We start from the raw sequence: 14,706 nt of genomic DNA on the forward strand, positions 1-14,706 counted from the left end.
TGTTCGGCTAAAACATATTGCAGGCGAGGCGAAAAAGGCGCTGTATTTCTCGGGCTGTTTTGCAATTTTGTTTCGTTGGAGCCCCATTTTGAGCCGCTTGGTAAAATCCCCTTTGGATCCGTTCGACCATAAGATCCTGGCGATCCTGCAAAGGGACAATACCACGCCACAGCGGACAATCGGCGAAGCCGTCAGCCTGTCAGCGCCTGCCGTCCAACGCCGGATCAAACGGATGGCGGAGGATGGAGTCATCCAGGCAAACGTCGCCGTTCTCGACCCCACGGCACTTGGACAATCGATCACCATCTTCGTCGAGGTGGAGGTTATCAGCGAAACGGCAAAACAGATCGAACAGGCAAAAAGCCAGTTCGCCGCCGCGCCGGAAATCCAGCAGTGTTACTACGTCACCGGCGAGGCCGATTTCATTCTGGTCATCGTCGTCCCCTCGATGGCCGACTACGAGGCGCTGACGCGGCGGCTGTTTTTCGGCAACAACAACGTCAAGCGCTTCCGGACATTCGTCGCGATGGATCGGGTGAAGGTCGGTCTCAGCGTTCCTATTGAGCGGTGAGACCGGCCGTCGTCAGTTAGGCCGACCGGTCTGAAACCATCCTGTTCTAAGATCACGCCCGCTTGGTCAGCGGAAACCGCTCCCGCAGCAGCCGCAGCACCGATTCCGAAGCGATCGGCGGCCCGAACAGATAACTTTGCCCGTAGTTGCAGCCCATCTTGGCGAGCTCGATCGCATCCTCGTTGGATTCGATCCCCTCGGCCACCACCTTCATTTCAAGTTCGCGCGCCATGGCGATCACCGATCTGAGCACGGTCGCCTTCTTGTCGCTGCCGTCGCGCACCAGGGCCTTGTCGAGCTTGATCATGTCGAAGGGAAAACGGGTGAGATAGGCGAGCGAGGAATAGCCGGTGCCGAAATCGTCGAGTGCCAGGCCGATGCCGGCTTCCTTCAGCTTCTGCAGCACGAGCCGGGCCTGTTCCGGATTTTCCATCACCATGGACTCCGTCAGTTCGAGCTTGAGGCGCGAGGGCTGGCAATGCGTCTTGGCAAGAACCGAACGCACGTCGTCATAAAGCTCGTTGTTGAGCAGCTGCACGCTCGACAGATTGATCGACACGAAGATCGGCAATTCGCCGGTCAGTTGCTGCCAGCTCATCAGATCGTTGGTCGCCTGTTCGAGCGCGAACATGCCGAGCGCGCCGATGAGATCGGAGGCCTCGGCGATCGGGATGAATTCGGAGGGCGGGATGTTGCCGCGTTTGGGATGTTCCCAGCGCATCAATGCCTCGAAACCGGCGACCTCGACATCCTCAAGCCGGGCGATCGGCTGGTAGACCATCGACAATTCCTTGCGCTCGATGGCGCGGCGCAGATCCGTTTCCAGCTGCAGCCGGTCGGTGCCGAAGTCGCGGAAGGCCGGCTGGAATGGCTCGACACGGTTGCCGCCGGCCCGTTTTGCCCGGTACATGGCAAGCTCTGCGTCGCTGAGCAGGCCGGTGGCGCTCTCCTGACGGTCTACCCAGGAGGTCAGTCCGATCGAGGCCGTCAGGATGATCTCGCGGTTGGCGAAGTTGATCGGCACCATGATCGCCTTGCTGATCGCATCGGCGAAATCGGCGACCTTGGTCGGATTGTGCTCGGAAACCAGGATCAGGCCGAACTGGTCGCCGGCCAGCCGCGCCAGCGTGTCCTGCGGTTTCAACAGCCGGCGCAGGCGCCGCGTCAGCGCGATGAGGATATTGTCGCCGGCAGCGACCCCGAGCGAATCATTGACCAGCTTGTAGCGGTCGATGTCGATCACCATCACCGTGGGCTTGAGCGTATCGCCGCCCGGCGCCAGCGCCAGGACCGACTGCAGCCGGTCGAGGAACACCTGCCGGTTCGGCAGCCCGGTCAGATTGTCGTGCAGCGCATCGTGCAGCAGCCGTTCGACGGAGTTCTTCTGCTCGGTCACGTCGACGATCGTGCCGACGCAACGGATGATTTCGCCGTTGGAGCCGAGCACCGGCCGGGCGCGGATCAACAGCCAGTGGAAATGCCCGTCCTCGGCGCGGATGCGGAACTCGTGGTTCAGCCGGCCGCGCCGGTGTTCGAGCAGCACGTCGAGCGTGGCGCGGAAGCGGTCGCGGTCATCGGGATGCAGCCGCGGCAGCCAGTTGCGCGCTGCGCCATGCATGGTGCCGGGGGAAAGGCCGAGCTTGGTCGAGACGTCGGGAATGGTGACGACGCGGTCGCGCGCCACGTCCCAATCCCACACCATGTCGCCGGATCCGGTCAGCGCCAGCGATTGCCGCTCAAGATCGGAAAACAGCCCCTGCTGGAAGGCGCCGCCGGCAAAAGCATGCTGCATGACGGTGAAGCCGATCAGAAGCACGATGAGCACCAGGCCGCCGCCGAGTGCCGGCTGGATGATGTCGTTGTCGAGCCGCCCGGTGACCGTCATCCATGCCCCGAACAGCCAGACGAGCGTCAGCGCCCAGGCCGGCACCAGGAGGATGGCGCGGTCGTAGCGATTGAAGCCGAGATAGATGATCAGCAGCAGCCCGGTCGCCGCCGTCAGCGCGAAGGAAAGCCTGGCGATGCCGGCGGCAATCGACGGATCGTAGATCGCCACGCCGAAGAGCAGGGCAAGGCCGAGCACCCAGGCAAGCGTCGCGTAGCCGAGATGCGCATGCCAGCGGTTGAGGTTGAGATAGGTAAATAGGAAGATGACGAAACTGGAGGCGAGCGCCACTTCCGCGCAGGCGCGCCATATTCGCTGGTCGGCGGAGGCGACGCTGATCAGTTTGCCGAGAAAACCGAAGTCGACGCAGATATAGCCGAGCACCGCCCAGGCGAGTGCGGCGGTCGCCGGCAGCATCGAAGTGCCCTTGACGACGAAGAGGATGGTCAGGAACACCGCCAGCAGGCCGGCAATGCCGAGCACGATGCCGCGATAGAGCGTGAAGGCGTTGATCGTGTCCTTGTAGGCGTTCGGTTCCCAGAGATAGATCTGCGGCAGCTCCGGCGTCGACAGCTCGGCAACGAAGGTGATGACGGCGCCGGGGTTCAGCGTAATGCGGAAGACGTCGGCCTCGTCGCTCGGCTGCCGATCGAGCGCAAAACCTTCGCTCGGCGTGATGGCGCTGATGCGCTGCGAGCCGAGATCCGGCCAGAACAGCTTGGAATTGACCAGACGGAAATGCGGCGCGACGATGACGCGTTCGAGCTGTTCCTCCGAAACATTGGCAAGCGCAAACACCGCCCAGTCACCCTGGTGGTTCTCCGAGCTTGCCCTGACCTCGATGCGGCGGCGGATACCGTCGGCGCCGGCAGCCGTCGAAACCTGAAAGGCCTCGCCCTGATTGACGTAGATTTCGGTCGTCGCGGTCAGGTCGAGCGCGGTGTCGTCACGGGAAATCTTCACCGGTTCGGCCGCCTGGGCAGCGCCCGCCACCAAGGCGAAGACTGCCAGGAAAAGGGCTGCGATCACCGCGATCATTCGTCCGGACGGTGACTTGGGCAGCATGCGGTCTCTGGTCATCGGCTGTCGGGTTTCCTGCCGTTATCCGTATCGGTGGCGAGACGTGAAAACATCACATGGTCATGCCACTGACCGTTGATCTTCAAATATCCGCGCAAATAACCCTCCTGCTGAAACCCGGCCTTTTCAAGCAGGCGGATGCTGCGCGCGTTATCTGGAATACAGGCTGCTTCGATACGGTGCAACTCAAGCCCGGCGAAGATGTAAGGAATAACCAATTGCAGGGCGGCGAACATATGCCCCTGGCCGGCATGGCGTTCGCCCATCCAGTAGCCGATCATGCAGCTTTGTGCCGCACCCCGCCTGATATAGCCGATGGTGACGCCTCCGACGAGGGTGTGGTTCTCCTTGAGGAAAATGAACAGCGGCACCGCTTGGCCCGAGGCATATTCCTGCTTGCCGCGGATGACGCGGGCGCGGTAGGCGCCCTCCGTCAGCTCGTCGCGTCGCCAGGTCGGCTCCCAGGGTTCCAGGAACTTGCGGCTTTCGGCGCGCAGCCGGTGCCATTGGTTGAAATCCTGATAGCGCGGCAGGCGCAGCAGATATCTGTCGTTCTCCAGCTCCACCGCTTCCGGTTGCCGCGACAGAAACCGAAACACCGATTTTGGCATCGATCACTCCCGGCAGGACGAACGGCTCAGCGGCCGGCCTGCATCGTCTTCGGTGCCGGGACCGAAAGCGAAGCGGTGATGTCTTCCATCGGTGCGAGCTGGTCCAGCGGTCCGATCGCCGAAAGCGTCGGCACCGTGTCGTAGAACAGCCGGCCGGCGAGATCCGTCAGCCGCTCGATGGTGATGCCCTCAAGCCGTTCCATCATCTCCGGATTGGAGATCGGCCGGCCGTAAAGCATCATCTGCCTGGCGATCTGGCCGGCGCGCGACGCCGGGCTTTCCTGGCCCATCAGCAATTGGGCGCGGATCTGGGCGCGGGCGCGCTCGATTTCCTTCTGGTGGATCTGATCGGCGGATTTGTGCAGCTCGTCGATGATGACGGGCACCAACTGCGGCAGGTTTTCGCCGCCGGTCGCGGCATGAATGCCGAAGATGCCGGTGTCGGAAAAGCCCCAGTGGAAGGCATAGACCGAATAACAGAGGCCGCGGAACTCGCGCACTTCCTGGAACAGCCTGGAGGACATGCCGCCGCCGAGGATATTGGCAAGGATCTGGGAGCAGTAGAAATCGCGGGCGTGGTAGGGTTTGCCCTCGAAGCCGAGCAGGATCTGGGCGTCCATCAGGTCGCGCGGTTCGCGCACGCTGCCGCCGATATAACGCGCCGCTTCCATGACCGGCGGCGCCGAAGGCTCGCTCGGCAGGCTGGCGAAACGATCCTCGACCATCCGCAGGAATTCGTCGTGTTCGACGGCGCCGGTGGCGACGATGAACATGCGATCGGTCGTGTAGTTGCGGCCGAGATAGCCGCGGATCTGCTGCGGCGTGAAGGAGACGACGGTCTCCGGCGTGCCGAGGATAGCCCGGCCGAGCGTCTGGTCGCGATAGGCGACTTCGGAGAACCGGTCGAACACCACGTCGTCGGGCGTGTCGTTGGCGGCATTGATCTCCTGCAGGATTACCTGCTTCTCACGCTCCAGCTCCTCCTCCTCGAAGGCCGATTCCGTCAGGATGTCGGCAAGGATATCGACGGCGAGCGGCACGTGGTCCTTGAGGACGCGGGCGTAATAAGAGGTCGTCTCGGTCGACGTCGCGGCGTTGACCTCGCCGCCGACATCCTCGATTTCCTCCGCGATCTGGCGGGCCGTGCGGCGCCCCGTGCCTTTGAAGGCCATGTGTTCGAGCAGGTGGGCGATGCCGTGCTCGTCTGCCGTCTCGTTACGCGATCCCGATTTGATCCAGACTCCGAGCGCAACGCTTTCAAGGTGCGGCATGGTTTCTGTCACTACTGTCAGCCCGGATTTCAGCCGGGTGCACTCAACTGTCATTGGCTATCTTTCTGCGCCTGCCGTCGTCTTGTCGCGGGCATGTCTGCCGATAAAGCTTTCTACGGCTTTGAGCTCCGGTTCGATGATCTGGAAGCGCTCCTCCCTGTGCATCAGATCAGCAAGCCACGTCGGAAGCGCCGGGTCAATACCGCAGGCCGATTTTACGGCGGCGGGGAATTTCGCCGGATGCGCGGTCGAAAGCGTCACCATCGGCGTATTCGGCTTTTCCTTCTTCTTGGCAACGAAGACGCCGATCGCCGAATGCGGATCAAGCAGATAACCGGTCTCGGCATGGATCGTACGGATCGTCTCGGCCACCTGCTTCTCGCTGGCGCGGCCGGCGCGGAAGTCGCGGCGGATCGCCTTCAGCGCTTGCGCGCCGATCTCGAAACCGTTGGATTGCTTGAGGCTTTCCATTGCCGCGCGCACCTTCGAGGCGTCGCGGTCATAGGCTTCGAACAGCAGCCGTTCGAAGTTCGACGAAATCTGGATGTCCATCGACGGCGAGCTCGTCGCCTTGACCGCCTTCATGTCGTAGCGGCCGGTCTTCAGCATCCGTTCCAGGATGTCGTTTTCGTTGGTGGCGATCACCAGCCGGTCGATCGGCAGGCCCATGCGCTTGGCGCAGTAGCCGGCGAAGATATCGCCGAAATTGCCGGTGGGCACCGTGAACGAGATCTTCCGGTCCGGCCCGCCGAGTGCGACCGCCGCCGTGAAATAATAGACGATCTGGGCCATGATGCGCGCCCAGTTGATCGAGTTGACACCGGAGAGGCCGACCTTGTCGCGGAACGCCGCGTCGTTGAACATCGCCTTCACCAGGTTTTGGCAATCGTCGAAATTGCCCTCGACGGCAAGCGCATGCACATTTGCTGAAGACGAGGTGGTCATCTGCCGCTGCTGCACCGGCGAGACCTTGCCATGCGGGAAGAGGATGAAGATGTCGGTGCGCTCGCGGCCGGCAAAAGCGTCGATCGCCGCACCGCCGGTATCGCCCGAGGTGGCGCCGACGATCGTCGCCCGTTCGCCGCGCTTTTCCAGCGCATAATCCATCAGCCGGGCCAGCAGCTGCATCGCCACGTCCTTGAAGGCGAGCGTCGTGCCGTGGAACAGCTCCATGACGAAGCTGTTCGGTCCGGTCTGGACGAGCGGCGCGATCGCCGGATGGCGGAAGGTGCCGTAGGCCTCGTCGATCATCGCCCGGAAGGTCGCCTCGGGGATCTCGCCATTGGTGAAGGGCGACAGGATGGTGAAGGCGATCTCCTGGTAGCTCTTGCCGCGCAGCGCCCGGATCTGTTTTTTGGAGAAGCTCGGAAATTCACGGGGAACATAGAGCCCGCCGTCGCGCGCCAGCCCGGTCAGCAGGGCGTCGCAAAAGCCGAGGGCAGGGGCCTCGCCGCGGGTCGAGATATAATCCACGTTCGTCATCCTTGATCTATCGCTGGAGGAAATCCGGTCGGGCTGAGCGGTGGCCCGCACTGCCGGAAACCGGGCCCGGAAATCGAGAAGGGGCTGCCTTCAGGCCATACCATCGCCGTTATCTTGTTGAAGTTGCCCGCATCCGGCGGCGAAAAGTGCATCAAAACGGCGCGTACCCAATCGATTTTTGTTTTCGCCGCTGATATAGACCATCGCAAACCGTCGTGAAAGGCCTCACGGAAAAGACCTGGGGCCTCCAAGAAACGCTTGTACAAAGGGTGGAACATAGTGCTCGGCAAGGTCTCGCGTCTCATTATCTCAGCTTCCCTCCTTGCCCTGCTCGCCGGCTGCGATACGCTCGGCACCGGTGGTGACAGCAAGTCGGCGCCGACGCAGCCGAACGGCACCGCCCAGATCATGCCGCTGGCACCGGCCAACCCATCCTCGAACAATCCTTCGATCGGCACGGCCACGACGGCACAGGGCGCTGTCGCCCCCGTCGTCCAGGGCGCCTGCCCGCAGATCTTCATGCGCGACCAGGATGCGATCTTCCGCACTTATGCCAAGGGCAAGAAGGATGATCCGCAGCAGATCGTTTTCCAGGCCTCGTTCGGCGATTACACTCGCCAGTGCTCGCTGAGCGACACGAACCTGACGATGACCGTCGTTGCCCAGCTGCGCCTGATCACCGGCCCGGCCGGCGCCCCCGGCCCGGTGACGCTGCCGATCCGCGTCACCGTCGTCGACGGCGAGACGGTGCTCTATTCCGAAGTCACCAAATTCCCGACCGAGATTCCGGCGGGCGCACCGGGCACCCAGGTGATCTTCCGCAAGGACGGCATCAAGATGCCTGTCGGCTCCGGCGCGCTCGTGCGCGTCAACGTCGGCTTCGACACCCAGCCGGCCAAGACCAAGAAGAACAGCTAAAGCGATATCGGCGACCGGGGGCCGGATGCCCCACTTTGCCTCATTCCCGTGCATGTCACAGGAATCCAGCCACGGCGCGTCGGCGCCGTGAACGACTCTGATGCGATGAAGCCGCTCTCCCGCGCCCAAGGACTTGGGCGCACTGGATTCCTGTGACCAGCACAGGAATGAGGGGGAGAGGCTCGGCGCCCAGACTTTAGAGAACGTTGTCCCAGGCGGCCAGCGCGGCGACGACGCCCGGCAGGTCGTTCATGCGGGAGATCGCGGTTTCGGCGCCGGCATCCGTCAGTTTGTCGGCATGGGCGGGATAGCTGTGCGAGGCACCGGTAAAGCCGATGACCCGCATGCCGGCGGCGCGCGCCGCATGCACGCCATGCACGGAATCCTCGACGACGACCACCTTGGCCGGTGACACGCCCATCCGGCTTGCGCCGTGCAGGAAGATGTCGGGTTTCGGCTTGGCGCGGTCGGGGCCGAGATCCTTGGCGGAGAAGATATTGGGCGCAAACAGCGGCTTCAGCCCCACCTTGCCCAGCATCATGTCGAGCCGCTTGCTGCTCGAATTCGAGCAGATGCAGCGCTTCATCGGCAGCCTGGAGACGGCGAATTCGACGCCTGGAATGGCCTTGACGTCGGCGGCCAGCCTGAGGTCGAGCATCTGCTCGGACTTTTCGAGCAGCGAGGCCGAAAACGGAATGCTCGCCTCACGTTCGATCTGCAGCAGGATGTTGCGCCATGTCATGCCGGCGAAGCGTTCGCCCATTTCCTCGACGCTGATCGGATATCCGGCCTCCGTCAGAAGCGCGGATTCAACTTCCGCGGCGATGATTTCCGAATCGACGAGAACGCCGTCGCAGTCGAAGATGATGAGGTCGAAGCCGTCCATATGTTCACGCCTTGCTGGAAGTCTGGGCTGGAAGTCCGGATCTTGTCTGGGAATGCTGCGGCTTTACACGAAGCCCGGCTAAAGCTCAACCGGATCCCAAGCATGGCTGCGATGCGGCAAGCGACCGGCTCCGTGGTCGCTGCCGGATCGCCCCCCGTCAAGCCGTCAGGCCGCCAGCTGCCCACCCCGTCGTCCGGACTGCGTCGAAGCGGTCGCATGCAGCTTGAACCGGGAAACGAGTTCACGCAGCCTGGCGGCTTCCTGAGCCAAATGACCGGACGCGGCGGTCGATTGTTCGACCATCGCGGCGTTCTGCTGGGTCACCTGGTCCATCGAATTGACGGCGGTATTGACCTCGGCAAGGCCGGTCGACTGTTCTCTTGCCGATACGGCAATGGCATCCATGTGCTGATTGATGCGGGCGATCTGCTCGCTGATGGCGCTCAGGACCTGGCTGGTGTCGAGAACCAGTTTGACGCCGCTTTCGACTTCCACCGACGATTTCTGGATGTGGCCTTTGATTTCCTTTGCCGCCTGAGCCGAGCGCTGGGCGAGTTCGCGGACTTCCTGGGCCACCACTGCAAAGCCCTTGCCCGCCTCTCCGGCGCGCGCAGCTTCGACGCCGGCGTTCAGTGCCAGCAGGTTGGTCTGGAAGGCGATCTCGTCGATCACGCCGATAATGCTGGAGATCTGCTGCGACGAGGCCTCGATGCGGCGCATGGCTTCTTCGGCATGGGACACGACCTCGGAAGATTTGGCGGCATTGCGGTTTGCATCGGTCGCCTCGGTGCGCGCCTCGTCGGTCCGCTTGCTGGAGTTCGAGACATTGGCGGTGATCTGGTCGAGCGCTGCTGCGGTTTCTTCGAGAGAGGCTGCCTGCTGTTCGGTGCGTTTCGACAGATCACCGGCTCCGGACGCGATTTCCCTGGTGCCTTCGTCGATCGCCGCAATGGCAGCAGCGATGGCGCCGAGGGTTTGATCGAGCTGCCGGATCGACATGTTGAAATCATGCCGGAGGCCCTCGAAATCAGGTGCGAACGGTTCTTCGATCTGGAAGGCGAGATCGCCTGAGGCAAGCCGCTTCAGACCTGCGGCAAGGCCCGATGTCGCAACCCGCAGCCGCTCGGCCGCATCCTCCTCAGCCTGCTTGCGGGCCGTGACCCGTTCGGTTTCGCCCTGCAACCGAGCCGCCGCGGCGTCCTGCTCCAATTGCTTGTTGGCAATCGCTGCATGGCGGAAGATTTCGACAGCCGATGCCATCGTGCCGATTTCATCGGAGCGGCCAATGCCGGTGCAGGCAATGGCCGTGTCACCATCGGCGAGCTTCTGCATATCGCTGGAAAGCGCCAGGATCGGCTTGGTGACGCTCTTGCGGGTCAGGAAATAGAGGCCAATGGCGAACAACGCGGCCGCGGCCAGAAGCGCCTTCAGAACGATATCGACCGAGGCCTTGATGTCGGCGCTGCGCTTGGAAATGTCATCCGATACAGCGGTGATCTGGTCCCCGGCCTGTTCCATGGCCGTTTCCAATGTCGAGAACTGCTGCATGAAGTCCGGCAATGCCTTCAACGCGGCCGACGGATCCTTGCTCGCAAGGTCGACCATCTTCGTGGCGCTTTCCACATAGACGAGAAGGGGACGTTCGATGCCGGAAAGGACCGTTTTCGTTTGTCCGTCGGAGACAAGAGCCTTGTTGCCGTCAATCATCTCTCGGAACGATGCCTCGTGCTCCACAAGATCCGCCTTTACCGCGGCTGGGTCGATGCCGGCTGCCGGGTTCGACGCCAGCAAGGCGGCGAGCACGTCGGCGCGCAGCGCGTCATGCATCATATCGGCCTGCATGTGATTGCGCAGGATTTGCGCCGACTGCGCGACATCGGTGCTGTTTGCCGAGAGGGTGGAGGCAGACCAGATGCCGACCTCGGTGGCGCCGCCCGCCAGGGCGAATATCGCAACGCTTGCAATGATGATCTTGTTTTGGATCGACGCCATATCCGGGCTCTCACGTTAATGTAGAACCTGAGAATATCGGAACATGCTTAATGATTTCTCAGCGAGACGCCGTTAAGCCGCGTAAAAACAACGGGTTGTATTCTTTGCTTCATTCGATGAGCAGTTGAATGCTCTGGCCGATCGTGCAGAGGAGGAGCGCTTCAAGCACCGGGCGCCATTCGTGCCGAGGCAAAGGGCCCGCCCTTGTTCGGGTGAGCGAGCCCATCTAACCTACTGTTGCGGCAGGATGATCTTCTGACTGGTGGTATTCTTGACCGGCTTCTCGCCGGGCACATGCGACATCGTACGGGTTGTGCTTTCCAAGGCGCTGCCGTCGGTGCTGGTCTTTGTGCGGGACTTGCTGAAAGTTCCCTTGTCGACGGCCTGGGCCTTGGTCTGCGCCTTGAGCTTGTCGCCGTTGTCGTTGACATGCGTCTTGCTTTGCGCCTTTCCGTCGACGGTGGCCGCACTTCCTCCCGATCCGATTGAAGAGGTCGTGCCGCCGTCGGTCTGGCAGGTGCCTGCGGTGCCGAGCGAGCTTGCCGACGTGCCGCCGGCTGAAGCGCTTCCGCCCGTGCCGACCGTCCCGGCCGCTTTGCAATCCTGCGCAAGGCCGGCAGAGGTCGATGCCAGCAAGACGATCGACGCTGCTGCGATAAGGTTGATGTGTTTCATGGCCGTCTCCTATTTCGCCGGTTTCGTCAATGAGCAGGTTCCGTCGGACCGTTTGGTGATGACGGTGCCGTCAGGCCTGGTGATGCTTGCCGTCGAAAAGCTGTCGACGCTTCCCGATCCCGCCGAGGATCCGGCGGAGGCCGAGGACGAAGAAGAGCCGGCCGAGCCGCCGCCGGTCGTCGTCGATGACGACACGTGCCCGTTGCCCGCCGTCACCGTGGTGGACATGTCCCCCGCCTGCGACTGGACGATGGTGCATGTCGTTCCGTCGTCGAGCTTGATCTCCTCGGACAGGGTCTGCCCGGCGATCAAGGTGAGCGAAGCGGTCAGTGCGATCGTGGAAAATTGGGTCATTGGTTTTCTCCAAGGGATTGGCCGACGCCGCCAGGGCGCCGGCCGACATCATCAGCAGCCATGGCTGCCGGTGGCGTCCTTCTTGACCTGGCCGGGTGCACAGCCCTTCTTGCCCTTGCTGTCGTGCGAGGTTCCGGCTGCACTGCCGCCGGTGCCGACGGTGCTGCCGGTCTTGTCACCGTCCGCAGACGACGCGCCGGTTCCGACACTCGAGGCTGAGTTCGCATCGCCGGAGCCCGCGGCGGAACCGCCGGTGCCGACCGAGCTGCTGGATGTGCCGCCGCCGGACGACGACCCGCCGGTTCCGAGCGTTGAAGCAGAGCCGGAGCCGGAGCCTGAGCCGGAAGCCGAACCGCCGGTGCCGACGGTGCTGCTCGAGGTGCCGCCGCCAGCCGACGAGGCGCCGGTGCCGACCGTCGAGGACGAGCCGGAATTGCAGTTGGTTGCGCCGGCAGGGCAGGTGCCTCCGGCAGAGCTGCCACCAGTACCGATCGTGCTGCTCGCAGTTCCGCCGCCGGCCGACGAACCGCCGGTGCCGACAGTGCTTGACGATTGAGCAAAGCCGGAAACGGCCGTACCGGCCAGAAAGGCCGCTGCCAAGGCGAGATGTGTTACCTTCATCATGGTGTATTCCTCCGTTTGATTTTCAGCTCTGTCACATCCGGAGCGGAAGGAGAGCTGCCTGACAAACTTCGGTCACACCCCACTGTTCCGGCCTTAGGCCCTCAGTCGGAGGGGCGCCAGACCTTGGTCCGAGCTCAACGGCACGGGTTTCGATCGCGCGTCATGGGACACTTTCCCGTCCGTCCGGCTGGTCGGAACACCAGTATTTCCAGGCTGGCGCGACACGACCCTCATTGCCGGCTCGCGGCCCTGAGCGTACCATGCAGGGCAATAGGAGAGGAACCATGAGGCTGTCAGCTCTTGTTCGATCGGCGGCAGCCGTCGCGCTGCTATTTGCCTTCACATCCACCGACGTCACCGCTAAGGGCGGGAAGCACCACAGAAGCTGTGCAGAGCTGCAGGCGATGATGGATCATGGCCTGACCGGCGGAAAACATGCAGGGGATGGGCCCGAAAAGAGGGCCAAGGTCGAAAGGAAGATGAGGAAGAAAGGCTGTTAGAGCCTTTCCTGGTTAGATTGAAGCATGGTGCTGAGTAGCCTACGAGCCGGCGACCAATGCCGACTGCCAGCCAACCTCTATTGCCGAAGCCAAGACAATTCGACCAGGACGTGCGCGTCAGGCTGTTACCTCAAGCGAGGCGGGTGCGAGATCGATGAAATCCGCGTGATCACCAGCTCGACACAGCCCCGGGACTACCTTTGGCATTCTCCTGCACTAGATGGCGCTCGGGGAAGAGGACGCCACCGCCGCTATGGGAAGAGGAGAGGCGGCATGCCAAGGAACGGACCAAGAGGAAGACTGCATGACGATCGAGGATATCATCGAAACCCTGGAAAAGACCGATATGCCCGACGGCCGGATCGACGCCTTCATCACCTGCGCCTTTTTGTTGAAGCAATTCCGGCCGGCCGAGCCGAACGATTTCGACGGTCCCTACGACTACATGCCGAGCAGCATCAGGTCGCAGCACGGCTTCCTGATGGCGCGGCCCTTCACTCACGACGTCAATCACGCCATCGATCTCTGCCGGGAAGTCCGGCCGGATGCGGTCTGGCACCTGGCCCGCGGCCTCCAGACATCTGACGATTGGCTTTACGGCGCGCAGCTGCGCGAGATCGAGGAAGGCGAAAACGTGCTGGGTGAAGCCGAAAGCAATCACGCCGCACTGGCGCTCACTCTCGCGGCGCTGCGGGCGCATGTGCGCCAGCAGGATCGGGTCCGGTGAGAGGATGTCGGGAAACATATGCTAAGCGTCCCGACCATCGACTGATGCCATATTAAGCGGTTTCGGCGAATGACTCGTCAACCTCAAACATTGGGCAAAGTGGTCGAGATTCGTCGCTGCTTATGGAATGTGGACGATAGATTTTACCGAGACTTGTCACCTGCAAGAACACCCGCATGAGCACGCAGTCTCTCTGATATGTACTCCGTGAACAAGCGGACACGCTTGGTCTTTCGCGTCTCGCCCTGTGTCAGCACCCAGAGCGTTCCATGGGGACCGAGACCTGTGCCAGGAACTCTGACGAGCAGCGGCTCAGCATCTCCAACGAAGCTGGGAAGCGCCGAAATCCCTAGGCCAAGGCGCAACGCTTCGAGATGCGCTGCATCTTCTGGAACTCGGAACGGGGCTCCGGTAATTTCGACGGCATCGCCATGGGCCCACTCGGGCACGCCCTCTACGTTTTTCGTTATCCACCTGATGTGGCCCGAATTGCCGGCCGTCCAAGCCGCGAGCAGGTCGCGAGACATATAGACACCTACGGAGAGGTCTGGGCCTTTCACGCCGTGAAGGTTCTGTGGCAGCGAATTGCGGTCAAAAACGACTCTCAAGGCCACGTCGGCTTCGCGATTTGTCAGGTTCACATTTTCTAAAGAGGACTGGATCTCCATTTCGATTTCGGGGTGCTGTCGCATAAAAGCGGCAAAGTCAGGCATTAACAAATGTGTCGCTAGCGTGGGCGCCATTGTGACTCGCAGGGGACCACGCACGCCTTGATCACGGCCAGACACGCGGCTCACCAACAGATGAGAAGAAGCCTCCATCTGTTCCGCAAACTCTTGCACCTGCTTGCCAGCTTCAGTGAGGCGATAGCCCGCCGGCAGTTTTTCGAACATCTGCGAGCGGAGCCGGGCTTCAAGCTGAGCGATGCGCCTTAGCACCGTTGTGTGATTGACTTCGAGGTGGTCGGCGGCGGCGCGGACAGAACCGTGTCGTGCCACAGCGAGAAAATATCGAATGTCGTCCCAATCGATCGTCATGGTGTTCCTGGCCAACTCGTAATGCTGATGTCGTGATGCGGTGCAATTAGCGTCATTCATATAAAGCAGTCGGTGTAATTATGCACCACGCTT

At 62.2% G+C, this 14,706-nt stretch carries 14 protein-coding genes; 4 read left to right on the forward strand and 10 right to left on the reverse strand.

Translation table 11 applies throughout. From position 1 onward, the window contains the following. The first annotated feature begins 88 nt into the window (after positions 1-88). Positions 89-571 carry an Lrp/AsnC family transcriptional regulator gene (locus J3O30_RS05385; RefSeq protein ID WP_207584264.1) on the forward strand — a complete coding sequence of 161 codons (483 nt, stop codon included), beginning with the start codon at positions 89-91 and terminating at the stop codon, positions 569-571. 52 nt (positions 572-623) lie between these two features. On the opposite strand, the gene J3O30_RS05390 is transcribed toward J3O30_RS05385, so the two are convergent. From J3O30_RS05390 to thrC, 4 genes are read right to left on the reverse strand one after another with little or no spacing between them, the layout of a single operon-like run. Continuing rightward, positions 624-3,536, reverse strand: coding sequence for a sensor domain-containing phosphodiesterase (locus tag J3O30_RS05390; protein WP_207583238.1), 2,913 nt, complete (start codon positions 3,534-3,536; stop codon positions 624-626). Then, positions 3,533-4,147 carry a GNAT family protein gene (locus J3O30_RS05395; RefSeq protein WP_207583239.1) on the reverse strand — a complete coding sequence of 205 codons (615 nt, stop codon included), beginning with the start codon at positions 4,145-4,147 and terminating at the stop codon, positions 3,533-3,535. The genes J3O30_RS05390 and J3O30_RS05395 overlap by 4 nt, the downstream gene beginning before the upstream one ends. A 26-nt stretch (positions 4,148-4,173) precedes the next feature. Beyond that, a complete protein-coding gene (locus J3O30_RS05400) occupies positions 4,174-5,472 on the reverse strand; it encodes a pitrilysin family protein (RefSeq protein WP_207583240.1) in 1,299 nt (432 codons plus the stop codon). Between the two features lie 3 nt (positions 5,473-5,475). Next, positions 5,476-6,900 carry a threonine synthase gene (gene thrC, locus J3O30_RS05405; protein ID WP_207583241.1) on the reverse strand — a complete coding sequence of 475 codons (1,425 nt, stop codon included), beginning with the start codon at positions 6,898-6,900 and terminating at the stop codon, positions 5,476-5,478. A gap of 276 nt (positions 6,901-7,176) precedes the next feature. Between thrC and J3O30_RS05410 the strand changes: the two genes are divergently transcribed. Continuing rightward, positions 7,177-7,818: a hypothetical protein gene (locus tag J3O30_RS05410; RefSeq protein ID WP_207584265.1), complete on the forward strand. Its 642-nt coding sequence runs from the start codon at positions 7,177-7,179 to the stop codon at positions 7,816-7,818. A 196-nt stretch (positions 7,819-8,014) separates the two neighbouring features. On the opposite strand, the gene J3O30_RS05415 is transcribed toward J3O30_RS05410, so the two are convergent. The 5 genes from J3O30_RS05415 to J3O30_RS33080 all read right to left on the reverse strand — a co-directional run bounded on the left by J3O30_RS05415 (position 8,015) and on the right by J3O30_RS33080 (position 12,349). Next, the gene (locus J3O30_RS05415; RefSeq protein ID WP_207583242.1) at positions 8,015-8,704 is read right to left on the reverse strand and encodes an HAD family hydrolase; all 690 of its coding nucleotides are present in this window, start codon (positions 8,702-8,704) and stop codon (positions 8,015-8,017) included. A 165-nt stretch (positions 8,705-8,869) separates the two neighbouring features. Continuing rightward, positions 8,870-10,696, reverse strand: coding sequence for a methyl-accepting chemotaxis protein (locus J3O30_RS05420; RefSeq protein ID WP_207583243.1), 1,827 nt, complete (start codon positions 10,694-10,696; stop codon positions 8,870-8,872). Between the two features lie 231 nt (positions 10,697-10,927). Beyond that, entirely contained in the window at positions 10,928-11,371 is a 444-nt protein-coding gene (locus J3O30_RS05425) for a hypothetical protein (RefSeq protein WP_207583244.1), read from the reverse strand. 9 nt (positions 11,372-11,380) lie between these two features. Continuing rightward, complete coding sequence (locus J3O30_RS33075) at positions 11,381-11,725, reverse strand: hypothetical protein (RefSeq protein WP_246762719.1); 345 nt, start codon at positions 11,723-11,725, stop codon at positions 11,381-11,383. A 51-nt stretch (positions 11,726-11,776) separates the two neighbouring features. Further along, on the reverse strand, positions 11,777-12,349 hold the full coding sequence (locus J3O30_RS33080; protein ID WP_246762720.1) for a hypothetical protein: 573 nt from the start codon (positions 12,347-12,349) through the stop codon (positions 11,777-11,779). Positions 12,350-12,633: 284 nt separating this feature from the next. Here J3O30_RS33080 and J3O30_RS33085 point away from each other — a divergent pair, with 284 nt between their 5' ends. Then, positions 12,634-12,849 (forward strand): hypothetical protein, encoded by a 216-nt coding sequence (locus J3O30_RS33085; RefSeq protein ID WP_246762721.1) that lies wholly within the window; start codon positions 12,634-12,636, stop codon positions 12,847-12,849. Positions 12,850-13,153: 304 nt separating this feature from the next. Next, positions 13,154-13,576 (forward strand): hypothetical protein, encoded by a 423-nt coding sequence (locus J3O30_RS05435; protein ID WP_207583246.1) that lies wholly within the window; start codon positions 13,154-13,156, stop codon positions 13,574-13,576. A 143-nt stretch (positions 13,577-13,719) separates the two neighbouring features. Here the strand turns inward: J3O30_RS05435 and J3O30_RS05440 are convergent, their stop codons facing one another. After that, positions 13,720-14,613 (reverse strand): LysR family transcriptional regulator, encoded by an 894-nt coding sequence (locus tag J3O30_RS05440; protein ID WP_207583247.1) that lies wholly within the window; start codon positions 14,611-14,613, stop codon positions 13,720-13,722. Positions 14,614-14,706 lie beyond the last annotated feature (93 nt).

The organism is Rhizobium sp. NZLR1, assembly GCF_017357385.1.
Lineage (GTDB): Bacteria > Pseudomonadota > Alphaproteobacteria > Rhizobiales > Rhizobiaceae > Rhizobium.